Genomic DNA, 22429 nt, shown 5'->3' on the forward strand with positions numbered 1-22429 from the left:
TTAAACAGAAAGACATGATTTTTTACTAGAATGCCTCTATCTACCATAATTTGGCTAAGAAAAAATATTTTTTGCACCCCAGTCTTTCGAGACACAAACAAGGTGCGAATTTAATCAAAACATCGCTTGATATCCAAAAGAATAAGTAATAAAAAAAAAGAGTTAAAATATTGTTTATCAATATATTAACTCTTTTTTTCTTGGTGCTAATCTTTCCATTTATTCTATAAATGCAATTCTGTGACTTCTATTCTATTACTGGCTCCATTGATATATTCTGAAAATCTCAGGAACCATTTAGATTATTTTTTGTGTAAGAAATAAGTTTTAATAGCTTGTCATAAGGAGTAGGCTTGTAATGTCTTTCTTGCCCATTTTCCCCAATCTTTCAAAGCATCCAAAAGTATTTTGTTTAGTCCTTTATTGTCAGTCGGTTTACCTTTAATTGGTGGAGCTAAATCTTTGTCAGAAACTGGAATTTCAGTAACTTTTGTGGCAAACCATGTCATATTTTCATGTGGCATTGCCAAGCCTAAAATTGTTCCTGGTAAACCTGTAAAAGATTCAGGACCGCCTGAGAATGGAATTTGAATTGTATAATAAGCAACAACATAAACAGAATCGATAATTATAGCATTTGCTCTACGGCATTCATAACCCGCAATTTCTCTAGTTTCATCGGTAATTTTCCAGTCAATTTTACGTAAACTATCTTTAACTAAGTATAAATCATCGTAAACGTTTTTTTGGGTAGTACTGGTTTTAGTATCTAAATCTGTTGCGATAATATTTTTTAAATTAGCCATTGCATCATCTGCAATCCAACTGGTGTTGTTTGGTGTTTCATTGGTTTCATTCCATTTATATAAACTTTTGTTTTTTGAAAAGCTGAGTGTACTTTTTACAGTTTTAAATTGTGGATTGTTTTTTTTATAACTTTCAAAAGCTAATTTATAATAACTCTCAGTTTCTCCTTTGATTTTTTTTGAAATCAAAGCATATGTATTTATTTTTTTTTCAAATTCGATTACGCCATTTTCTACAAAGTGGTCACTTTGTACAACGTGGTCATTTTGAGCAAAAGTATTGCAGCTTATCAATGCAATTATTAAAATTAAGATGCGATTTATTATTGTTTTCATAGTTTTAGTTTTGTTTAGTTTCTCCTCCGCCCATTTTGCTGAAATCCCAGCTTACAGAGAACATAAAGTATCTTTGGATAGTCGTATAAGTGCTTTGGCTGATATTTCCATTGAATGCAGTTCGATTAAATCCTAAATTTTGGTTCAAAAGATCTCGTCCCGTTATAGAAACTCTTAAATTATCTGATTTTAAGAATTTTTTGGTGATAGATGCATTCCAAATAAAACGTTCAAAACTTTCCTGAATCACTTGCGTTTTTCCATTATATTGATAATTACCATCTGAGCTAATTTCTAGTTTGAAAGGCAATTGTACGCTGGTCCAAAAATTTCCATTAAAGCCCCAACCATTACTATCGCTATTTTCGTTGATGCTTGCATCAGCAACATTGTAAGTAGGTCCGAAGCTAGCATTCAAGTTATATTTTTTTTCTTTATTCTTTGATAAGTTTAAATTAACGGAATAAGTTGAATTTTTAGTTTGATTCAGTTTTGTATTGATATAATTATAGTTTATATTTTTGTTAGCGCTTAAGCCAATTCCTGCGTTCATGTCTATGGCTTTGATTGTTTTGCCAAAATTACCATTCAAATAATAACTTGTTGCTGCTTTGTCTTTTAGATTTACAAATTGAGAAATACTTTGTCCTCTATCATTTGTAATCACATTACTTATTATTGGATTTAGCGTGAAATTATACGATCCATTAACCGAAAAATATTGATTGCTAAGTACTTTATACGAATAATAACTTCCTCTAAAATTATTTTTAAAAGAAGGATCTAAGTTTGGATTACCCAAAATCGTATTTAATGGGTTTTGATTATTTGGTATTGGTTGTATTTGTTCTAATGTTGGCTGATCGTTGTTTCCGTTATATGACAAACGCAGCGATTCTCTTTGTTTAAAATTATATTGATAGCTTATTTGAGGCATGTAGTTGACAAATTTTCGATCAAAAGAACTATCTCTATAAACATCATATTGTTTAAATTTTACACCACTAAATTTAGATCCAAAATTAAAAACGGTTTTGTTTTTTTTGTAATTAAAAATCGCTCCAAGTTGATTTATCGTTTGGTCTAATTCATAATTATTACTAAAGATGGAATCCAGAACATTATAATCACCATTTGGAGATTGATTAAAAGATTTACGATCAGATTTTCCGTTACTCATGTTGAATCCATAATTAAGAATTAGAGATAGACTTTTGGATAACGGTTCGGTATAGATTAAATTTGATTTAAAAGCTGTATTCTTAATATTATTGACTTTGTTTTGATCGACTACTTTAGTGCTATCCGGACTAATTACGGATGGTGTAAAAAATTCAGCTCTAGAATTTAAATAACCATCACTTTTGCTGTCTGTACTTGATTGGCTTAAATTAAGAGATAATGTTCGGCCCTTTTTTTTAAGTCTTTTGGTTAATAAAGTATTAAAATTAAATATTTTATCATCAACGTCGTTTGTAGTTGTCTGGTTCAAATTATTCAACTGGTTACCTTGTTCATCCGTACCTTTTCGCATTTCTGCTTCACTTGAATTACTCTTTTTAAATAATCCATCTACATTTAATTTTAAAGTTAAAGTCGTATCAATTTTAATTTCATAAGTTAGATCAAGTTTGTTTTTAGTCATGTTTTTCTCAAAACTCTTGTCTGAAGTATTATAAATACTGCTAGAACTTAAATTTTGCTGGTTAATATCATTACGATCTCCTGAAAGTTTGATATCACCAATTTTATAGTTTACATTGATAGATTCTTTGTCGTTGTTCCATTTATTGTCAAAATGTATTCCGCCAGTTTGAGTTACCGGAATTCCTTCACCATTAAATTGTCCATCCCAACTGTCAAATTCATCATTTCCAGTGTTTGTAAAATAAATACCGCCGTCATCACTTACTTGATAACTGTTTTGCCCATATTTATCTTTATCTCCCCATCCTAATCCTACTTGTCCTGTATTGCCTAAAATACCATAAGCGGCTAGTTTTTTCTTGTCCCAAAACTTATTAAACATGGCTTGACCTTTGTAAAAATCATTAGTTCCACCTCCGAGTTCTACTTTTCCGAAATAACCATTTTTTTTGTCTTCTTTAAGCTTAACATTCAGCGTTTTGGTTTTCTGACCATCATCAACTCCTGTAAAAGCAGCTTGATCACTTTTTTTGTCGTACAATTGTACTTTATCAACCATGTCCGCACGTAGATTTTTTGTAACTAAAGTGGGATCGTCACCAAAAAATTCTTCACCATCAACCAAAACTTTGGTTACAGTTTCGCCTTGAGCGGTAATTTTTCCATCCTTATCGATTTGTATTCCTGGGAATTGTTTTATCAGATCTTCCACTTTTGCATTAGGTTCTATTTTAAATGCTTTTGGATCAAATTCTAACGTATCTCCTTTGATTTTCATGGCGGCTCTATTGCCTTTTATAATTATTTCGGATAGTAATCTTCCTTTATCTTCCAAATTAATTTTACCATAATCCTTGATTAACTTTGTGGAATCAATAGAAAATTGATCTACAAAATCAGCAAATTTTGGATAAGAAACCAGTAAAATAAATTTACCGGGTTTAATATTATTCAACTCAAAATAACCATTTTCTTTAGCTCGGGTAAATTTTACTAAAATGGAATCTTTTGCTCTTAACAAAGAGACTGATGCTTTTGTTAAAGTAGATTTGTTTACGGTATCTGTTACATACCCTTTAACTGTACCTGATGTTTGTGCCTGTAAAGTAGTTGATAAAAAAAGAAAGCAACATAATAATAGAATTGTTTGTCTCATTAATTGGTTATGGTTTTTTAAAAAAGAGGCATAATAGTTCTATTCTATTTTTTGAGAAATAGAAATAAAATGCACTTGTTTTGTGATTTGTTTTGGTTATGGAGTTAGAAGATTGTAGGTTCTATACTAGAAATTGAAATAGCACTTTTTTATAAAGGTTTGCTGAAGAATAGCGATTTAATTTTATGAAATTCATAATTTTTTTGCGAGGTTTTGATTATTGGCGGTTTGAATTTTAACGATTTTAATTAGTAATCGTTAGTATAATAGTTAAATGTTAACATGGTTCAAATCTAAGTAAAAATACTACAATGTAAAGAAGGACTTTACTTTTTTTTAACATAATTAATTATTAACAATCTTGTTTTTTAGCCAATATTGCTTGAATTTCAGTGTGTACTTCTGCTTTGGTTTTTAGATTTCTTTTTATAACCAAAGGTCTTGTGCTTCTGGGTCCATTTTTAGGTATGAACTCAAATAAAAACAGAAACTGTTTGAAATTACAGTTTCTGTCATAGAATTATGGAGCATTTTTTTTCCAGAACGAACATGTAAAATATTTAATTACATAGTCATTGGAACTTCCATTAAAAGTATTTCTGAATGATCATTCTGAGATTGAACGTCAAGAGTTTCTATGTTCCAAATTCCGAGGCCGTCCCTTTCATTTAGAAGTGAATCGTTTACAATAAAACTGCCTTTTATTATAAAGGCATAAACGCCGTTTCCTGTTTTTTTAATTTTGTAGGTACTCTTGTGTTTATTATCAAAGACACCGAGATGAAACCAGGCTTGCTGATGTATCCATACGCCCTCATCTTTTGCGTTAGGCGATAAAATCTGCTGAAATTTATTGTGACGGTCTTTCAGATTCAAACTGATCTGGTCGTATCTCGGAATTACATTTTTTTTATTTGGGTATAGCCAAATCTGAAGAAATTTAACTGGTTTATCTCCATTATTGTTAAATTCACTATGATAAATTCCAGTACCGGCGCTCATGACCTGAATATCACCTTTCTTGATAATAGCAACATTATTCATACTGTCTTTGTGCTGCAGATCGCCTTCAAGAGGAATCGAAATAATTTCCATATTATCATGAGGATGTGTCCCGAATCCTTGTGAGGGATCTACAACATCATCATTGAGTACGCGAAGTACTCCAAAGTGCATTCGCTCAGGATTATAGTAGGAAGCAAAACTAAAAGTCTGATGTGTATCAAGCCAGCCATGGTTGGCATGTCCTCTGGATTGTGCTTTATGCAGAACAGAATTTTCAGTGACAGGTGTATCGTCTGAGGGCAGGTGGTTAAAGCCGACCGGCTCTAAGGGTTTAATCTCGTCGATATCATTCTTCATAATATTGGCAACTGCAGTCGAGGCCACAAACATTCCTGTTCCCAAAAGGCCTTTTTTAATAAAATCTTTTCTGTCCATAGTGATAAGTGTTTAATTGCAAAAGCAAATTTCATTTATAAAAAATACCTGAGCATTGAACTGGGACAAGATTTTTAAAAATCAGGACTTGAGTTTTCTTGTTCTGATTTTTGAAAGAAATTCAGGAGAAATACCAAGATAAGAAGCAATGTAATGTTGTGCTACACGAAGTGGAATCGTAGGATATGCTTTAAGAAATTCATCATATTTTTGTTCCGCAGTGAGCGTTATGTTGTTGAGCAAACGATTTTGAGTTACAGCCTGATGACGTTGCATTAGAATGCGAAAGGCTCTTTCAAACTTTGGAGCCTGTTCAAAAAGCTGTTCTTTTGTTTCGGGGCTGAACATTAAAAAATCAGAATTTTCAAGCGTTTCTATAAAAATTTGACTGGGTTCAGTTTCATAGATGCTAAAGGATATATCACTTATCCATGAATTTTCTACTGCAAACTGTAAAATCACCTCAAATCCATTTTTATCGATATAATATTTTCTGACACAACCTCGGACTACAAATGCCTCAAAAGTACATCTCTCACCCCTTTGAAGCATAATTGTTTTTTTGGGGATTTGTTTGGAGGACAATAAAGAATTAAAAATATCTAATTCTTCTTGCGTAAAGTTCACATATCTTGAAATTGCAGTATTAATTTGTGTAAACATTATTTAATTAATTTGTCCGTCTGTAAAATTAAGATAATGAAGCAGTATAAAAAGGTTAAAAAATAATAATTAACGGAAATTCAATTTTATTAAATTGATATCACAGAATCTAATTTTTTGGATGTGCCTGATCAGTTTTATTTGTAATTAAAATAGTTTTTTCAAAGCTTAACTGTAATAACGTTCCATTTTTGTTTTCAATAGAAAAATGAGCCTTTAAGTCATCACATAACCATTTGATTAGATTTATTCCAAATGAGTTATTGTTTTCGACATTTGAATTAAAACGAATTCCTATACCATTATCTTGAATAGTCAGTAAATATTGATTCGAAGTGGGTGAAAGCAATGTTATTGCAATTATACCGTCTCTATTATTTGGAAATGCATATTTAAGAGCGTTAGTAATAGCTTCGTTTATAATTAAACCTAACGGAACAGCTTGGGTAACATCTAGCTCGACTTCTTCAATGTTTAATTTAAAACTAATATGCTGTTTTGAATCGAATGAATCTTTTAAATATTCAACTAATTCCCTAATATAGATTGGCATATTGATAGTAGAAACATTTTCAGACATAAAAAGTTTCTGATGAATTAATGACATGGCAAGAATCCTGTTTTGACTGTTTTTAATGGTTGTTAATGCTATTTCATTATCAACAAATGAAGATTGTAAATTAAGTAAACTGATTACCATTTGAAGGTTGTTTTTTACTCTATGGTGAATTTCTTTCAACAGCAATCGGTTTTCATCAAGTAAGTGCTTCAGGTTTGTATTCTGAAAATTAATTTCTTTTTCTTTAATTTCTAGTTTCTTATGATTTTTTTGTTTCAGTAAATATTGATTGTATAATAATATAATAATTATCAGGAGAAGGAAAATTGATCCTATCGACAAATTGTTTAAAAGTTTTGATTTCGCTATTTTAGTTTCCTGTAATTTGGTTTGTAACTCTAAAGTTTGAATGTTTTCTTTATCTTTTAAAGTTTCATACTGAATTTTTAATTCTTCAATCTGCCTGTTCTTTCCTATATTAAATAATGAGTCATTAATTCGTGTATAGTTTAAATGATGTCTAATAGAAGAAGGATAGTTTCCAGTTAGAGAATCAAGTTTGTATAAAGCTAACTCTAACATTTGAGGCTGATAGTTCTGCTTTGTTTTTTCATTGAACGAAAGAACTTTGTCAGCAAGGAGTTTAGCTTTAACCGAATTTCCTTTTTTTACATAAAATATTGACATTGATAAATAACCGAAGCAGGCGTTCACAGCAGTTTTTGGCGACAAGAGATTATCAGCATATTTTTCCATTTGGATGTAATATTTTTCAGCAGCTGACATATTGCCTAATTTCTCATAAGTTGTTGCTTTAGTGTACAAAACAAGATAATTATCTAATTCATTTTTAGGAGGATACAATTCAGTTGTTTTTATGATATAATTGAGTGCTTCTTTGTATCTTTTATTTTTAGAAAGACATTCATTAATTAAGATAAAACCTTTATAGTAACTTCCGCTATTAATATTTTTTTGACCTATCTCGAAGGCTTTTTTGTAAATTTCAATTGCTTCGTCAATATGCCCCATGTGGTCGTAAGTGTTCCCTAATCGCAAATAGAAATTATCACCACAAATCAGGTCATTTGTAGCTTCCATTGTTTTAATACTTGCAATGGAATAATATAGCGCCTTATTTAGATTAAATTTTTCAGTGTAGATATAAGCAAGTGGTGCTGTAGTGTAATGAAGATGTTTAAATCCTATTTTTTTTTGAAGAGCGAAACAATTGAAAAGTTCTTTTTCTGCCAATTCCATTTTTCCTGTCCAAAAATGAACAGTAAGTAACTTCATTTGCATTTCTATTTCAAGTTCTTTTTCTCCTATTGATTTATAAAGCAACATGGCCTCTGACAATACTTTTTCTTTATCTGCTTCAAACAATGGAAGGTATGTTCCTTCATTATTTAACGCATCTGCTAAAGTTTTCCGATTGTTTAATTTTCTGCTTTCCGTCACTATATTGGAAAAGATATTTTTGCTCTCAGCAACGTTATGAGTTTGAACATAATATTTTCCAAGCAAAATGGTACTTTGTCTTTGCCATTTTGGTATGCCAAGCGATTCACTTATTTGATCCGCTTGTTTAAAGAATTGAAAAGTATTTTGAAGATCTTCTTTTTTTTCGCCTGCTTTATAAAGGAAATGGTATCCCAGATGCAGCAGTAATTTTAAACGGTCTGTTTCTTTTAGTTTTGGAAGTATTTTTTTTGCTGCTGTTATATTGTTTTGATCAATTAATTTATCTCCAGGCAAGTGTTTTCCATCACTATAAGCTTCCTCATAAAGTATTGATACTGGAACTTTATTGTATGTACAGGCTAGTATCATTGTGCTGTCAACGTCTACAAAACCTTGATTGGAAGAATATATGTACATCCCAGTACTTTTAATCAGCAGCTTTGTTTTTTTTAGATCGTAATTTACATACGGATTATTTATTTGGGCGTAACTCTGAAACGTGATTGTTATAACAAAACTTAAAAGGTACAGTGCTTTCATCTTATTTGTCAGAATTCAATTGGCTTGCGAATAAATTATTTTTGCTTTGAAAAGAATTGGGTTTTATAAAAATAATCATTTAAGATGAAAAAGTATCAAAAGCAAGATGTAATGCTCAAATATACAGGTCATTGTCAAATTTTTAAGGTTATTACTATAATTTATAAGATTAAAAAAAATAACAAGACTCCGAATAACATTCGGCTATGCAGAAAGGTGAAGCAAATTTAGATCATCAAGAACTGACTTTCAATGATGAGAATGTTCGTATTTGCCTTTTTTTAAAATTAAAAGTGTTCGTGAGAGATGCCTAGTTTTTTCATTTTAGCATAAAGAGTGGTAGGGTTTACTTTTAGTATTTCTGCTGCTCCTCCAGGTCCGTATACTTTACCATTGCACGCTTGTAGCACCTGCATGATATGATTTCGTTCCATATCCTGCAAGGACTGGAGATCACCTTTTTCTGTAGCTGTGTGAGGTAAATCAGAAATTATCGGTATGTTGATTTGGGTAATCTCGTCTCCTGTGGCAAGCAAGGTACTGCGTTCAATAAGATGCTCTAGCTCACGAATGTTGCCAGGCCAATTATGGTTTTTTAATTGTTCGAGTACTGCAGGAGAAAAACCTTTGATATTTTTCTCATAGCCTATGGCGAATTTTTCAAGGAAATACATCGCGAGTTCTTTTATATCTTCTTTTCTTTCGCGCAGTGGAGGAAGTTCTATAGGAAATACATTAAGCCTATAATATAAATCGAGTCTGAAATGGCCTTCGGCAACCTCACGCTCAAGGTTTTTATTAGTGGCTGTAATGATTCGGACATCAACTTTTATGGTTTTATCGCCACTAATGCGTTCAATTTCTTTTTCTTGAAGTACCCGCAGAAGTTTCGCCTGAGCTTCGAGAGGAAGTTCTCCAATTTCATCAAGAAAAAGCGTTCCTCCATTTGCCTGTTCAAACTTGCCAATTCTTTGTGAATCAGCTCCTGTAAATGCTCCTTTTTCATATCCAAACAGCTCTGATTCAAGTAGTGAAAATGGAAGCGCTGCGCAATTTATTATTACCAAAGGTTTGTTTTTGCGTTGTGAATTTTCATGAATGACATGCGCAACTCTTTCTTTGCCTGTACCGCTTTCACCTGTAATCAGTACTGATGTTTCAGTTGGCGCAACAATGTTTATTTTTGAAAATATTTCGCTTAATAAAGGACTCTTTCCAATAATCCCCTCAAATACGGCTGATTGTGTCTCATTTCCAGTTAAATATTTTTTAGTTTGATTTTCCACAATATGTCGGTATCTGGCAATATCCAGCATCACCAGTAAATCCCTATGTCTGAAAGGTTTTACCAAGAAACCATAAGGCTCTGTTTTTTTTACAGCTTCCAGAGTTGACAGGTCAGTATTTGCGGAGATAAACAAGAATGGCGTTTTACAATTTTTTAATTCTAATGCAAGGTCTATTCCTGTTTCTTCACCTTGAAGTATAATATCCAGAAGTACCCAGTCAGGCTTATCATTGGTTATCAATACCCTCGCTTGCTCAACAGATGATGCTATACCAACTACAGTGTAACCATTTTTTTGTAATAGCATTTTGAGGTCGATGGCCACGATATATTCATCCTCAACAATTAATATTTTTTGCATATCTTCCATCTTATAGTTGGGACTTAAATGCGAGTTTTTTTTATAAAGTTAAATTTTATTATTATATATTAAAAGTTTTAAGCAGTTGTTTCATTGGACTAAACCTTAAAGGTTTTTGTTCACAAAATTCAAACAAAACTTCTAGGAATTTAGTTTTTATTTCATGACAACAGGTTCCAATTGTCAAACACTAGACTTGTCTGGTGGAAAGGCGAATAATTTAAGATAATCCTGTTGAGTGCTTATCACTAAATTTACAGCATATTGTTCCATATAGCTATTCTAAAAAACAACAACAACTATTCGTTTCTTTAATAACTTACGGAGTCTTTATTTGTAAGTAAAATATTTTTTGAGGGTGTTTTATGCAGCAGTGTAAAATTAGTTTTGGTAAATGTCTGCTCTTATATTTTTAGTACTAAGATAATAAAGTTCGCTCTTGAAAAAATGTCGAAAAAAGACATTTAATTATAAAAATTAAAGATTTCTTTCTTAAGTAGATTTGCTGCTATTATAATTCATTGGTGTTTTTTTAATTGAAACTAAAAAGATTTGTTCATTTTGCTGATCATTGCCATGAGGAATAACCTTTAAATTTTATAATTAAAATGACGAATTATACAGATTTGAAAATCTGGAGTTTAATTAATTTTAGTGAATTATAAACTTAGTGATATGAACTCAAAAAATCAAAATCAGAAGAAGACCCAAAAAAGCGGTTCTGATCATCGAAGTGATATGAGGAAACATCAATATAAAGATCATGATGAAATTTTAACAAACGACGAAAATTACGATGTTGACACTCATAAGTTTAAAGGTGAAAAGCCAGATTTCGATGATCAGTTGAATAATGAAGAAAAAAAATAAAACCTGACAACGTCTCAATTACCAAATTGAGGCGTTTTTTGTTTTAATCGCTGTGGAAATTCATAAAAACCTGATTCTGATTGATATATAAACTACAATGGAAATTAGATTCATTTTACAAAGTGCAGTTGATTTTTATAAGTAATATCCTTTTTTGTTATTATCTGCTGTTGTATGTCTGATGTAAATTTGTTTGAAACAAAAGCAAATTACATTATGAAACATTTTATAATACATCAAATTGCTCAATTAGAGAACTACGCTAAAGTCACTGTACGATTTGCAATTGCAGTAATTTTTATATGGATCGGCAGTCTTAAATTTTTTGCTTATGAAGCAGACGGAATAGTTCCGTTTGTAGCAAATAGTCCCTTTATGAGTTTCTTTTATAACGCACCCAAAGACTATAAAACGTATCAAAATAAAGAAGGGGAATTTATAGCACAAAATCACGAATGGAATCTTCAGAATAATACTTATGGTTTTTCAAAAGGACTAGGTATTTTTTTAATAGGAGCCGGTATTCTTGTTGCATTACATAGAGTAGCGCCATTATGGAGTATGATAGGAAGTATACTAATATTCTTTACGACTTTAGGAACCCTTTCTTTTCTTATAACGACTCCGGAATGCTGGGTACCAAATCTCGGCGATTCTGATTATGGGTTTCCTTTTTTATCCGGAAGAGGCCGACTTGTTATTAAAGACATAGCGCTTTTAGGATGTTCCCTAATTACCATGAGTGAGTCGGCAAAATTGTATCTAAGAAATAATAATATAAAAAAAATGCAATTATGAAAACCATCAATGTACCAACAAAAGAACAAGTGAGTAAACAATCGCAGTTATTGTTTGAAGCGATTACTAAGAAAATTGGAAAAGTGCCTAATCTTTATGCAACAATTGGTTATTCTGCCAATGCACTTAAAGGTTTTCTTGAGTTTGAGGAGGCTTTTAGCCATGGTACTTTTAGTGCCAAAGAAAGAGAAGGCATTAACCTTGTAGTTTCGCAAGTAAATCATTGCAATTATTGCCTTGCGGCACATACGATGCTTGCCGGTATGAAAGGTTATAATACTGATGAAATACTCGGATTAAGAAAGGGCTCATCTGATGACAGTAAATTTCAAACCGCCTTGCAGCTCGCAAAATCTATGGCTGAAAATAAAGGTGAAGCAGATGCATCTTTTAAAGATGCTTTTTTTGACGCAGGTTATACTGAGACAGATCTTATAGATCTTGTAGGTATTGTAACTGTACGAACATTTACAAATTATGTTTATGCTCTTACCGAAATACCGATCGATTTTCCAAAAGCTTCAGAACTTTAAATAATTGGAATTGTAGAACCATAACGAATCAAAATGATCATGAAAAAATATCCAATTCCTCCTTTTACACTAGAATCAGCAAAGGAGAAAATACAATTAGCCGAAGATGCCTGGAATAGCCAGGATCCCCATAGAATAGCCCAAGCGTATACGATTGATAGCGAGTGGAGAAACCGTCATTTGTTTATTAATGGCAGGGAAGAAATTATTGCGTTTTTAACGGGCAAGTGGGAAAAAGAACTCGATTATAAATTGAAAAAAGAATATTGGGCCCATACGGAAAATCGCATTGCGGTAAGATTTGAATATGAATATCATAACTCCGATGGAGACTGGTTTAGAGCGTATGGAAATGAAAATTGGGAATTTGATGAAGATGGTATTATGAAAAGAAGGTTTGCAAGTATCAATGATCTTCCCATTAAAGAAAGTGAAAGAAAGTTTAAATGACTTTAAACAAATGAAAAGGTTAAAAAATAAATTAAAAAAGCAATGTTATGAAAACAAGTTATCACACAAAAAAAATTAATGGAGTAGATATTTTTTATAGAGAAGCCGGTAACAAAGAAAACCCAACGCTTCTTCTCTTGCATGGTTACCCAACTTCTTCGCATATGTTTCGCAATCTGATTAATTATCTGGCAGATGATTTTCATTTAATTGCTCCAGATTATCCAGGTTATGGAAGAACTGAACAACCACCAATGTCTGGTTTTGCTTATACGTTTGAGAATTTCAGTAATTTAATGAAAACGTTATTAGATGAACTGGATATTCAAAAATTCAGCCTTTATTTAATGGATTATGGTGCTCCAATAGGTTTTAGGATTGCAAGCAGAAATCCGGAAAGAATTGATACGCTAATTGTACAAAATGGCTGTGCTTATGAAGAAGGTCTTGAAACTTTTTGGGATCCGATTAAAGCATATTGGAAAGACAGAAATAATAAGGAAGCCGAAAACACACTCAGAGGTTTTCATGATCCAAACGGATTGAAATGGCAGTACACCCATAGCGTTCCTGATCCAGCTGTAATTTCGCCAGATAATTGGGAAATCGATTTGAGACATTTAGAAAGATTAGAAAATGATGCTATTCAATTAGCCATGTTTTATGATTATCAGACCAATGTAACTTTGTATCCTGAGTGGCAGGAATATTTTAGAAAACATGAGCCAGAGATGCTTATTGTTTATGGAAAAGATGATTATATTTTTCCAGGTTCCGGAGCAGAAGCCTTTAAGAAAGACGTGAAAAATCTTGAGTTTCATCTTTTTCCAACGGGTCATTTTGCATTAGAAAGTTTCGGGGATGAAATTTCGGCACTTATAAAAGATTTTCTTAAAAGAAAAACGGGTAAAAAATAAGTTGAAGTAGTGCTTAAAAGATTCCTATTCCACGTACTAATTGCAAAATTTAAACAAATAATATTTAAAACCGGAAAATATGACAACAATCAAAAATATAGTACTTGTCCATGGCGCATTTGCAGATGGCTCAGGTTGGAAAGGCATCTATAAAATACTCACTCAAAAAGGATATGAAGTAACTGTTGTACACAATCCTTTAACTTCTCTTGAAGATGGAGTAGAGGCAGTAAAAACGGCTTTAGACAAGCAAGAAGGCGAGGTTGTTCTTGTTGGTCATTCTTACGGAGGCGTTTTGATTACAGAAGCAGGTAATCATCCGAGTGTATCATCACTTGTATATGTTGCCGCTTTTCAGCCCGGCGACGGCGAGACTGCTTTGCAATGGATTCAGACCGCACCGCCAGCAGCGGAGAATGGGATTTTGCCAGTAGATAATAAAGGAATTATTTATTATGCTAAAGATAAGTATCATTCAGGTGTCTGTGCCGATTTAAAAAAGGAAGATGCCGATTTTATGTACGCTTCCCAAGGCGCTTTTTATGCAAAAGGATTTGTGACACCAATTAAAAATGCGGCTTGGAAAACAAAACCGACTTACGGAGCGATTGCCACCGAAGACAAAAGTATTGTACCAGAAATTCAGGAAGCCATGTATGAACGCTCAAATACCAAAGTAACGCATATTAAAGGCAGTCACGCTATTTATATTTCACAGCCAGAAGCAGTGGCAGATATTATTATTTCGGCTTCTATTAAAGCGTGATTTTACTGGTTCTTGAAATATTTATTTTTTATAATTATTCATGAAAATGCTATAGAAAAGGAACATTTGACAATAGTTAAGTTTGTAATAATGAGATACATTAATTTAATATAATCACTATGTCGAAAAGATACCCTATACCTCCCTTTACAGACAGAACAGCAAAAGAAAAAATACAGCTGGCCGAAGATGCTTGGAACAGCAAAGATCCTTATCGTGTAGTACAGGCGTATACAGTTGACAGCGAGTGGAGAAGTTGTGATTTGTTTATCAATGGAACAGAAGAAATTATAGATTTTTTATTCATTAAATGGAGAAAAGAGTTGAATTATAAACTCAAAAAAGAATACTGGGCTCATACTGATAATAGAATAGCAGTGAGATTTGAGTATGAATATCATAATTCGCAAGGGCAATGGTTTAGAGCTTATGGGAACGAAAATTGGGAATTTGACGACAATGGTTTAATGAAAAAAAGATATGCCAGTATTAATGATTTGCCAATTGAAGGAACAGAGCGAAAGTTCAAATAAAAATTCATAAAAACATGGGAAAAACAAAATGGTTTATTGATAGAGCAAACTCTGAAATTGGATTCAAAGCAAATCATATGATGTTTTCCAATGTACCTGGAGAAATACGTAAATTCAAATCATTAATTACGACCAGTGTTGATGTTTTTGATAATGCTAAAATTGAATTTGATGGTCAAATTAAATCCATCACGACTGAAAAAGAAGAATCTGAAGCAGATCAGTCAATCGCTGATTTGTTTTATGTAAATCAATTTTCCAAAGTTACTTTTGAAGCGATTACTTTTGATAAAATTGACGAAGTTAATTACAAACTTACAGGTAACCTTACACTTTGTAATGTCACAAGATTAGTAACTTTTGATGCTGAATTTAGTGGTTTGTTGAAAGAACCGTGGGGTGTAATAAAAGCAAGTTTTATTATTACTGGAATAATTAATAGAACGCATTGGGATCTAAACATGAATAGAATGTTTGATACGGGCATTCCGATAAGTGAAGAACTAAAATTGAATATTGATCTTCGTTTTATTAGGAGATAAAAAAACTTAATTGCAGAAAAACACATTTACAGTTAATTATCCGATAAATAATGTCTTTTACTTATGCCTAGTTTTTTCATTTTAGAATTCAGTGTGGTGTAAGGTATTTTCAAAAAAGAAGCCGCACCGTTAGGTCCGGAAATTTTTCCTCCACACAATTTAAGTACTTTAAGGATGTATTCTTTTTCAAATTCATTCCATGGTTTTATACTAGTATTATCAGTAGAAAGTATTGTTTTGTAGTTATTTGAATCTAATTCTTTAATAACTTTTCCTGGAGTTAATAATAATGCTCTCTCTATGGTATGTTCTAATTCCCTTACATTTCCCGGCCAGTGATATGCTTTAAGGGAGTTAAAGAGGGAAGGAGCAATTGTTTTTAATGGTTTTTCATTTTTTGAGCAATAGTTATTTACAAAGAAAAGGGCAAGGTCTGCCAGATCATCTTTTCGATCCCTTAATGGCGCAATTTCAATTGGAAATACATTGATTCTGTAAAACAAGTCAGCTCTAAAATTCCCTGCAGTTACTTCTTCCAATAAATTTTTGTTGCATGATGTAATGATTCGGGTATCGACAATAATGGTGGTATTGCCTCCAATGCGCTGAATCTCTTTTTCCTGAATGGCTCTTAATAATTTTACCTGTAAGTCTAAGGTCATTTCATTTATATTATCAAGAAATAATGTTCCTTGATGTGCTTGTTCAAATTTTCCAATTTTTTGAGATATGGCGCCGCTAAAGCTTCCTTTTTCATATCCAAATAGTTCACTTTCTATTAAACTGTCTGGGATTGCTGCACAATTTATTTTTATGAAAGGTTTTTTAGCTCTTTTTGAGTTCTGATGAATAGCCTTTGCAACAAGTTCTTTTCCTGTGCCGCTTTCGCCTTGTATTAGAACATTACTGCTTGTAACGCTGACAAGTTTGATAAGGCTTCGAAGATTTTTTGTAGCTTCACTGTTGCCAATAATTCCCATATTGTCCGCTGTTTCTTCATTATTGAATGTTTTGATATAGGTTTCAATTGGACCAGAAGCAAGGATGTTTTTTTCAAATAATAAAATATTTGTTATCGTAATTCCAAGTTGAGGCGATAACATTTTGATCATATTTAAAATGTGTCTTTCAGGAGGAAGACCTTTAAAATCAAAGATTAGGACTCCTTTGCAATAGTTAAACGGAATAGAGCAGAAAACAATGTTTTGTGCATCTTTAAAAGTTTCTTTTATTAAGAATGGAACTCCGTTTTTATTTGCAAATTTATTTTTGGACAAAACAAAAGGTTCCGGCGAATTAAAAGCCGTCGCAAAGATTTCAGATTTATCAATAAAATATTCATTTTTATACTGATTGTAGTGGGAAGGAATATTATGATAAAAAAGATTGTAGTCTTTTTGCAATGCATTTTCAAGACAAATCATCATCTGATTAAATCCAATTATTTGCTTTAATGTAGTATTTATGACATCATTAAGCTCGGTTTTTGTACTAATAGGAGCAAGGCTTCCGCTCATCAAAATAAGTTGAGATTGCTCATATTCTCTTTGTTCTAAACGAGTTTTAATATCTAAATTAGATCTCATATTTACTGCTTTAGTTTGTAAAGAGTTAATTCGGCCGATTATGATTTCTCATGCAAATAATTTGTTATAGAAGAGGTGATTAAAGTTACTTTTTATTTTTAAAACATCAATGTGTTTGTTCATTATATTTTAATATTACGAAGGTCTCGCGGAGTATGTCCTGTATGTTTTTTTAAAAAAATAGTGAAGTAGGAGATGTAAGGAAATCCAAGGCGATATGAAATTTCTTTTATAGAAAGTGAATTATTCTGAAGTAAGTTTTCGGCAGCAAGAACCGTTTTTTCGGTAATCCAATGACTTACCATTTTCCCGGTTCTTTTTTTAATTACATCCGAAAGATAATTGGCATGAATTCCCTGCATACTTGCATAGTCTTTAACCCTTAGTTGTGTTCGAGCTTTGCCTTCTTGTAACAGTTGGGAGTGATGTTCAAGGTTTTTAATGAATTGTTTTAAAATATCGTGCTCTTTATCCTGTGCGAGCTGTTTATCATAATCTTGCCAAAAATTTCGTTTAATTCTTAGCAGAAGACGCGTTACCAGATTCGCAATAATATTTTTTTTGAAAGGTGAGTTTCCCCGATTAATGATGTCAATTTGATGACAGATACTGCAAAGATCTTCAAAATTTTCAGAGGCCATATTTTCAGGTATAACGGTCTCAAGCACTAGAAAAGGAAATGTTTTGAAAAGTTCAACTCCCGCATATTTGGCAAGAAATCGTTCAGAAAATTTGATGTGATAAATTTCATCAAGACTATACCATTTCAGTTCCCGATGCGTGTCTGGCCGACTGAAAAAAAGTGTTTTCGGTGCGACTTCTAATGTGTTTGTTTTGGTTGTATAAAGTCCAGAGGCTTTGATGGCTAAAGTAAGCGAAAAACAATTAGAATTGAACCACAATGCAGTATCATGAGACTGATCTGAATGAAATTTGACATTAAGACTCCCGAATTCATCATCGTTTACATGTTTTTTCATAGATGTCCTATCTGAACTACTTTTAGTGAGCCCTTTTTTGCATTCAATGGTTTCATTTGGTATCATGATTATAATAAATTTTTAACGTTAAAAAAATGATGAAACGAGACTGCTTAAAAATTACATAAGACTAAAATCTCTTCTAAATGTACCTGGGGCATTTTGGGTATGTCTTTTGAAGTAGTTATAAAAATAATTGAGATCGTAAAAACCATAAAGTGTAGCAATATCTCTCATGGGTTTATCGGTATATTTCAGCAAATACTGAATGTCTTCGATTAGTTTTTCGTGAATCCACTGATTAACAGATTTTCCGGTCGCAGTACTTACAATTTTAGATAATGTCGATTCATTAAGATTTTGTTTTTTCGCATAATCATTGATATGAAGCAGTGTATTAGAATGTCCTGAGGCGATCTTGCTGAAATTATCTTCAATGTCATTGATAAAGTTAGTGACGTAGGCATTATATTTTTTTTGCAAATCCTCAGACTTATTTCCAAATTGTTCCTGACGAATCAATAAGAGAAGATTAAAAATAAGATTTGTGATTAATTCATGTTTATACGGTTCTTTAGAAATGGCTTCGTTGTAAATTTCAAGACAGGTCGTTTCAAAACTTTTCATCATTTTATCCGCGAGTTTTATAATGCAATTTTTAGAATTTTCTAATTTTTGAATTTCATCTATTCCTGAAGGCCAATGTTGCAGAAGAAATTTTTTGCTGAAAGTGATCGTATATGCTTTACCCAAAGCAGACCATTTACTGGCAAGAAATGAATCAGGTCTTGAAAAAAGTATGCAGTTTTGACTAAGTTCAAAAACAGAATTGCCTATGAAATACGTAACAGTTCCTTCAACGACGACAATTATACTATAATGATCGGGTCTGAAAATTGGCGTTTGATAAGGCAGCTCCATTCCGAGTTGTTCCATGCGAACTATTGCAAAATCATCACTATCGATATAATCAAAAACAGGAAGATCCATAAAAGCCAGACTGTCAGTGAATTTTCTAACAGTTGTCAATAGCGGTTTCATGTTAATTGATATTGAGAAATGGATAGTATAGAAGATTTGTCAAGTTTATCAGAGGAAATAGAATCTTTATCCTTTTTCAATTGCTTCTTATTTGGGACTGCTGAGGTTTGAAATGCTTTCATAAACTTTAATATTTGGTTCTTAATGGTTTATGAGTACAAATCAATTTTTTTGCCTTTTTAGTTAAAGTGTTGATTATGAGGGTTTTTTGTTTTTTATGAGTTTGAATTTTTTACTTTATTTCGCCATTTTACAAAAAGATTTACAAAATGTTATATTTCAAAAATCTTTATTTTATGTAATTTTTAATTGGATTATGAAAGATTTGCGCTTTTGATTAATGCGTAAATTTGTATAGGAGAGACAGGTTTTTATAAAAAATAAATTAATAAATAAGACATATGAAAAATCAGGTTTATTATAAAACGGCGAATATTGATGGTCTTACTATTTTTTATCGCGAAACAGGTGTTCGTAAAGATTCGACCTTATTATTGCTTCATGGTTTTCCATCTTCATCGCATATGTATAGGGATCTTATAGCAATTCTGTCCGAATCATTTCATGTAATTGCTCCTGATTATCCTGGTTTTGGGCAAAGTAGTGCGCCAACGCTTCAGGAATACAATTACACATTTGATACTCTATCCGATACGATAGAACATTTTATAGATCATCTGGATCTTCGAAATATAAACCTTTATATACAAGATTATGGCGGACCGATCGGAATGAGAATTGCACTACGCAGACCAGAGCTTATTTCCTCTCTGATCATTCAAAACGCTAATGCCTATCTGGAAGGTCTTGGCGAAGCATTGGCTCCGTTAACAGCTTATATTGAAAATCAGAATAATGAAACAGAAAGCAAAGCCAGATTTTTTTTAACGCTCGAAGCAACCAAATGGCAATACTTCAATGGTGCTGAAAATGTAGACAAAATAAGTCCCGACAGCTATACCTTGGATCAATACTATTTAGACCGTCCGGGAAATGATTTGATACAATTAGCATTGTTTAGAGATTACGGCAGTAACGTAATGAAATATGATGATTGGCAGGATTATTTTAGAAAACATCAGCCACCAGCGCTAGTTGTTTGGGGAAAAAATGATGTAATGTTTGTTTCAGCCGGAGGTGATGCCTATAAAAAAGATCTTCCTAATGCTCAGGTTTTCCAAATTAATGGAGGACATTTTCTACTCGAAGAACATCATAGTACAGTGGCTCAATATATACATGATTTTTTAAGCCATTTATAGGAACAATATTTAAAAGATATTAGTTTGTTAAATTATTTTAAAGCATGGTTAATTATTACATTTGTTATGATATTGAAAAAAGATTATACTCATTTATCAGCTGTTTGTAATATTTAAATAACATGGAAAAATTATCAATTAGGGATATTTTTAAAGGAATCGAATTTTCTGAATCGGATGTAGCAATAGCAGAAAAAAAGTTCACAGAGATTTTTGTAGAAAAAGGAAGTATTTTGCTTACTCCGGGAGAATTTGTACCTTATCAGTATTTTGTTTATGAAGGCTGTTTGAGAACCTATTTTATTACCGAAGCTGGTAAAGAATATACGTTGCAATTTGCAGTAAATGACTGGTGGATTAGTGATTATACAGCTTTTTTTACCGATCAAAAATCTATGTTTTATATTGATTGTGTCAAAAATGCTACGATTTATAAAATATCAAAACAAGGTATGGAAGAACTTTATAAAGAAGTTCCGCAGATTGAAAGTTTTTTCAGAATTAAAATGGAGCGCTTCTTCGGAACCTATCAAAAAAGAATCTTATCTGATCTTGCGATGACTGCGGAGGAAAAATACTTAAGATTTTTGAAATCGTATCCGGATATCGAAAAACATATAAAGAATTATCATTTAGCTTCGTATCTGGGAATTACGACAGAGAGTTTAAGCAGAGTGAGAAGCGAGCTGATGAAAAAATAGCATAATTTAAAAGGCTGTAAAATTATTTACAGCCTTACTTTTTAAATTATTTTTGATCCACCATTTTGATGAAATTGATAACTCCTTTCATATAAAAAGGCTGTTCATCATACATACTTAAATGACTGCCTTTTGCGCAATATAAGTATTGACCATCTTTGACCTGTTTACTCATCCATTTCATATGTTCGGGATCCATTTCGTCGTACTTCGCACCAATCATTAATGTCGGAACGTAAATTTCTTTTAGACGCTGGCTGACATCCCAATCTTTCAGACTTCCGATAAAACCAAATTCACTTGGCCCCTGAAGCTTCATATAATAGGGTTGATTGAGTTTGCCTAATGCTCTGTTCAACGGTTCAGGCCAATTTTCAACTGGAATTCTGCAAATGAATTTGGAATAAAAATTCTTCATCACCAATTCCATATATTTAGGATTTCCGTAGTCATTTTTTTCGGCCAGTTTATTGATACTGTCCAATGCCTGAGGTTCTATTTGTTTTGTCAGTTCTTGCTGAACATATCGGTTAAATTCTTTTCCACTTGAAGACATGTTTGAAACAATCATCGCCTTAAGATTGTTTTGATATTTAACAGCGTATTCCATCGCAAGTAAACCTCCCCAGGAATGCCCGAACAGATAAAAGTTATCCTTGTTCAATCCTAATGCTTTGCGTACCTGTTCGACTTCTTCTACGGCTCTTGCTATACTATGTCGTGTAGTGTCATTCGGTTTGTCAGAGTTGCCAGAACCGAGTTCGTCGTAATAATAGAATTCGATGCCTTCACCCGGAAAAAAACTTTCAAAAACTTCAAGATAATCGTGTGGAAAACCTGGTCCGCCTGCCAATAATAATACTTTTATTTTCGGATTATTGCCAATACGTTTTGTCCAGACTTTGTATTTTCCATTTGGAGTAGAAACCGGAACCATCGTTACGCCACCAGTTTGAATCTGTGTCGAATCATGGCTGAAATAATTTATTTCATTTGATTTTTCGTGTTTTGAAAAAGAGCAAGAGCTCAACAGTACAGTAGTTAGCAATAGCATTGATTGCCATAGAAATCCTTTGGATAATTTGGGGCTTCTTAATTTAGTCATAGATTTTTATTTAAAGAAGCACAAATATCTGTATAGATTTATACCTGCACATTCACCTATGTTAAGAAACGGTATTTTTTTTGCG

The 22429-nt window shown here is 32.3% G+C and carries 20 protein-coding genes; 10 read left to right on the forward strand and 10 right to left on the reverse strand.

The annotated features are described in order from the left end of the window. Window positions 1-338: 338 nt before the first annotated feature. From GKZ88_RS19160 to GKZ88_RS19185, 6 genes are all read right to left on the reverse strand, one after another. Complete coding sequence (locus GKZ88_RS19160; RefSeq protein ID WP_155103925.1) at window positions 339-1142, reverse strand: GLPGLI family protein; 804 nt, start codon at window positions 1140-1142, stop codon at window positions 339-341. A 4-nt stretch (window positions 1143-1146) separates the two neighbouring features. Next, a complete protein-coding gene (locus GKZ88_RS19165) occupies window positions 1147-3945 on the reverse strand; it encodes an outer membrane beta-barrel family protein (RefSeq protein WP_155103926.1) in 2799 nt (932 codons plus the stop codon). A gap of 564 nt (window positions 3946-4509) precedes the next feature. Then, entirely contained in the window at window positions 4510-5385 is an 876-nt protein-coding gene (locus tag GKZ88_RS19170; protein ID WP_155103927.1) for a pirin family protein, read from the reverse strand. 81 nt (window positions 5386-5466) lie between these two features. Continuing rightward, window positions 5467-6048, reverse strand: a complete 582-nt coding sequence (locus GKZ88_RS19175; RefSeq protein WP_155103928.1) for a Crp/Fnr family transcriptional regulator — start codon at window positions 6046-6048, stop codon at window positions 5467-5469. 109 nt (window positions 6049-6157) lie between these two features. Further along, window positions 6158-8611: a histidine kinase dimerization/phosphoacceptor domain -containing protein gene (locus GKZ88_RS19180; RefSeq protein ID WP_155103929.1), complete on the reverse strand. Its 2454-nt coding sequence runs from the start codon at window positions 8609-8611 to the stop codon at window positions 6158-6160. Window positions 8612-8898: 287 nt separating this feature from the next. After that, window positions 8899-10260: a sigma-54 dependent transcriptional regulator gene (locus tag GKZ88_RS19185; RefSeq protein WP_230392559.1), complete on the reverse strand. Its 1362-nt coding sequence runs from the start codon at window positions 10258-10260 to the stop codon at window positions 8899-8901. Between the two features lie 675 nt (window positions 10261-10935). On the opposite strand from GKZ88_RS19185, the gene GKZ88_RS19190 reads away from it, so the two are divergent. The 8 genes from GKZ88_RS19190 (at window position 10936) to GKZ88_RS19225 (ending at window position 15669) form a co-directional block, all read left to right on the forward strand. Further along, entirely contained in the window at window positions 10936-11130 is a 195-nt protein-coding gene (locus GKZ88_RS19190) for a hypothetical protein (protein ID WP_155103931.1), read from the forward strand. A gap of 216 nt (window positions 11131-11346) precedes the next feature. Beyond that, on the forward strand, window positions 11347-11928 hold the full coding sequence (locus tag GKZ88_RS19195; protein WP_155103932.1) for a DUF417 family protein: 582 nt from the start codon (window positions 11347-11349) through the stop codon (window positions 11926-11928). Further along, window positions 11925-12461 (forward strand): carboxymuconolactone decarboxylase family protein, encoded by a 537-nt coding sequence (locus GKZ88_RS19200; RefSeq protein ID WP_155103933.1) that lies wholly within the window; start codon window positions 11925-11927, stop codon window positions 12459-12461. The genes GKZ88_RS19195 and GKZ88_RS19200 overlap by 4 nt, the downstream gene beginning before the upstream one ends. A 33-nt stretch (window positions 12462-12494) precedes the next feature. Next, window positions 12495-12911 carry a nuclear transport factor 2 family protein gene (locus GKZ88_RS19205; protein WP_155103934.1) on the forward strand — a complete coding sequence of 139 codons (417 nt, stop codon included), beginning with the start codon at window positions 12495-12497 and terminating at the stop codon, window positions 12909-12911. 47 nt (window positions 12912-12958) lie between these two features. Continuing rightward, window positions 12959-13828 carry an alpha/beta hydrolase gene (locus GKZ88_RS19210; protein WP_155103935.1) on the forward strand — a complete coding sequence of 290 codons (870 nt, stop codon included), beginning with the start codon at window positions 12959-12961 and terminating at the stop codon, window positions 13826-13828. 79 nt (window positions 13829-13907) lie between these two features. Then, complete coding sequence (locus GKZ88_RS19215) at window positions 13908-14594, forward strand: alpha/beta hydrolase (RefSeq protein WP_155103936.1); 687 nt, start codon at window positions 13908-13910, stop codon at window positions 14592-14594. Between the two features lie 119 nt (window positions 14595-14713). Further along, window positions 14714-15127 (forward strand): nuclear transport factor 2 family protein, encoded by a 414-nt coding sequence (locus GKZ88_RS19220; RefSeq protein WP_155103937.1) that lies wholly within the window; start codon window positions 14714-14716, stop codon window positions 15125-15127. 14 nt (window positions 15128-15141) lie between these two features. Beyond that, window positions 15142-15669: a YceI family protein gene (locus GKZ88_RS19225; protein ID WP_155103938.1), complete on the forward strand. Its 528-nt coding sequence runs from the start codon at window positions 15142-15144 to the stop codon at window positions 15667-15669. A 32-nt stretch (window positions 15670-15701) separates the two neighbouring features. On the opposite strand, the gene GKZ88_RS22555 is transcribed toward GKZ88_RS19225, so the two are convergent. The 3 genes from GKZ88_RS22555 to GKZ88_RS19240 all read right to left on the reverse strand — a co-directional run bounded on the left by GKZ88_RS22555 (window position 15702) and on the right by GKZ88_RS19240 (window position 19276). Continuing rightward, on the reverse strand, window positions 15702-17255 hold the full coding sequence (locus tag GKZ88_RS22555; RefSeq protein ID WP_230392560.1) for a sigma-54 dependent transcriptional regulator: 1554 nt from the start codon (window positions 17253-17255) through the stop codon (window positions 15702-15704). A 122-nt stretch (window positions 17256-17377) separates the two neighbouring features. Continuing rightward, window positions 17378-18235, reverse strand: a complete 858-nt coding sequence (locus tag GKZ88_RS19235) for an AraC family transcriptional regulator (protein ID WP_196216500.1) — start codon at window positions 18233-18235, stop codon at window positions 17378-17380. Window positions 18236-18355: 120 nt separating this feature from the next. Further along, window positions 18356-19276 carry a helix-turn-helix transcriptional regulator gene (locus GKZ88_RS19240; RefSeq protein WP_155103940.1) on the reverse strand — a complete coding sequence of 307 codons (921 nt, stop codon included), beginning with the start codon at window positions 19274-19276 and terminating at the stop codon, window positions 18356-18358. 401 nt (window positions 19277-19677) lie between these two features. Here GKZ88_RS19240 and GKZ88_RS19245 point away from each other — a divergent pair, with 401 nt between their 5' ends. Together GKZ88_RS19245 and GKZ88_RS19250 are read left to right on the forward strand one after the other, a co-directional pair. Continuing rightward, window positions 19678-20538, forward strand: coding sequence for an alpha/beta hydrolase (locus GKZ88_RS19245; RefSeq protein WP_155103941.1), 861 nt, complete (start codon window positions 19678-19680; stop codon window positions 20536-20538). A gap of 122 nt (window positions 20539-20660) precedes the next feature. Then, a complete protein-coding gene (locus GKZ88_RS19250; protein WP_155103942.1) occupies window positions 20661-21239 on the forward strand; it encodes a Crp/Fnr family transcriptional regulator in 579 nt (192 codons plus the stop codon). A 46-nt stretch (window positions 21240-21285) separates the two neighbouring features. Here the strand turns inward: GKZ88_RS19250 and GKZ88_RS19255 are convergent, their stop codons facing one another. Then, the gene (locus GKZ88_RS19255; protein ID WP_230392561.1) at window positions 21286-22344 is read right to left on the reverse strand and encodes a proline iminopeptidase-family hydrolase; all 1059 of its coding nucleotides are present in this window, start codon (window positions 22342-22344) and stop codon (window positions 21286-21288) included. Between the last annotated feature and the right edge of the window lie 85 nt (window positions 22345-22429).

It is taken from the genome of Flavobacterium sp. LC2016-01 (assembly GCF_009711135.1).
GTDB lineage: Bacteria > Bacteroidota > Bacteroidia > Flavobacteriales > Flavobacteriaceae > Flavobacterium.

Excerpts from the sequence above, each read along its gene's own strand:
- GKZ88_RS19160 (WP_155103925.1), bottom strand. The coding sequence starts at position 1,142 with ATGAAAACAATAATAAATCGCATCTTAATTTTAATAATTGCATTGATA.
- GKZ88_RS19165 (WP_155103926.1), bottom strand. The coding sequence starts at position 3,945 with ATGAGACAAACAATTCTATTATTATGTTGCTTTCTTTTTTTATCAACT.
- GKZ88_RS19170 (WP_155103927.1), bottom strand. The coding sequence starts at position 5,385 with ATGGACAGAAAAGATTTTATTAAAAAAGGCCTTTTGGGAACAGGAATG.
- GKZ88_RS19175 (WP_155103928.1), bottom strand. The coding sequence starts at position 6,048 with ATGTTTACACAAATTAATACTGCAATTTCAAGATATGTGAACTTTACG.
- GKZ88_RS19180 (WP_155103929.1), bottom strand. The coding sequence starts at position 8,611 with ATGAAAGCACTGTACCTTTTAAGTTTTGTTATAACAATCACGTTTCAG.
- GKZ88_RS19185 (WP_230392559.1), bottom strand. The coding sequence starts at position 10,260 with ATGCAAAAAATATTAATTGTTGAGGATGAATATATCGTGGCCATCGAC.
- GKZ88_RS19190 (WP_155103931.1), top strand. The coding sequence starts at position 10,936 with ATGAACTCAAAAAATCAAAATCAGAAGAAGACCCAAAAAAGCGGTTCT.
- GKZ88_RS19195 (WP_155103932.1), top strand. The coding sequence starts at position 11,347 with ATGAAACATTTTATAATACATCAAATTGCTCAATTAGAGAACTACGCT.
- GKZ88_RS19200 (WP_155103933.1), top strand. The coding sequence starts at position 11,925 with ATGAAAACCATCAATGTACCAACAAAAGAACAAGTGAGTAAACAATCG.
- GKZ88_RS19205 (WP_155103934.1), top strand. The coding sequence starts at position 12,495 with ATGATCATGAAAAAATATCCAATTCCTCCTTTTACACTAGAATCAGCA.
- GKZ88_RS19210 (WP_155103935.1), top strand. The coding sequence starts at position 12,959 with ATGAAAACAAGTTATCACACAAAAAAAATTAATGGAGTAGATATTTTT.
- GKZ88_RS19215 (WP_155103936.1), top strand. The coding sequence starts at position 13,908 with ATGACAACAATCAAAAATATAGTACTTGTCCATGGCGCATTTGCAGAT.
- GKZ88_RS19220 (WP_155103937.1), top strand. The coding sequence starts at position 14,714 with ATGTCGAAAAGATACCCTATACCTCCCTTTACAGACAGAACAGCAAAA.
- GKZ88_RS19225 (WP_155103938.1), top strand. The coding sequence starts at position 15,142 with ATGGGAAAAACAAAATGGTTTATTGATAGAGCAAACTCTGAAATTGGA.
- GKZ88_RS22555 (WP_230392560.1), bottom strand. The coding sequence starts at position 17,255 with ATGAGATCTAATTTAGATATTAAAACTCGTTTAGAACAAAGAGAATAT.
- GKZ88_RS19235 (WP_196216500.1), bottom strand. The coding sequence starts at position 18,235 with ATGAAAAAACATGTAAACGATGATGAATTCGGGAGTCTTAATGTCAAA.
- GKZ88_RS19240 (WP_155103940.1), bottom strand. The coding sequence starts at position 19,276 with ATGAAACCGCTATTGACAACTGTTAGAAAATTCACTGACAGTCTGGCT.
- GKZ88_RS19245 (WP_155103941.1), top strand. The coding sequence starts at position 19,678 with ATGAAAAATCAGGTTTATTATAAAACGGCGAATATTGATGGTCTTACT.
- GKZ88_RS19250 (WP_155103942.1), top strand. The coding sequence starts at position 20,661 with ATGGAAAAATTATCAATTAGGGATATTTTTAAAGGAATCGAATTTTCT.
- GKZ88_RS19255 (WP_230392561.1), bottom strand. The coding sequence starts at position 22,344 with ATGACTAAATTAAGAAGCCCCAAATTATCCAAAGGATTTCTATGGCAA.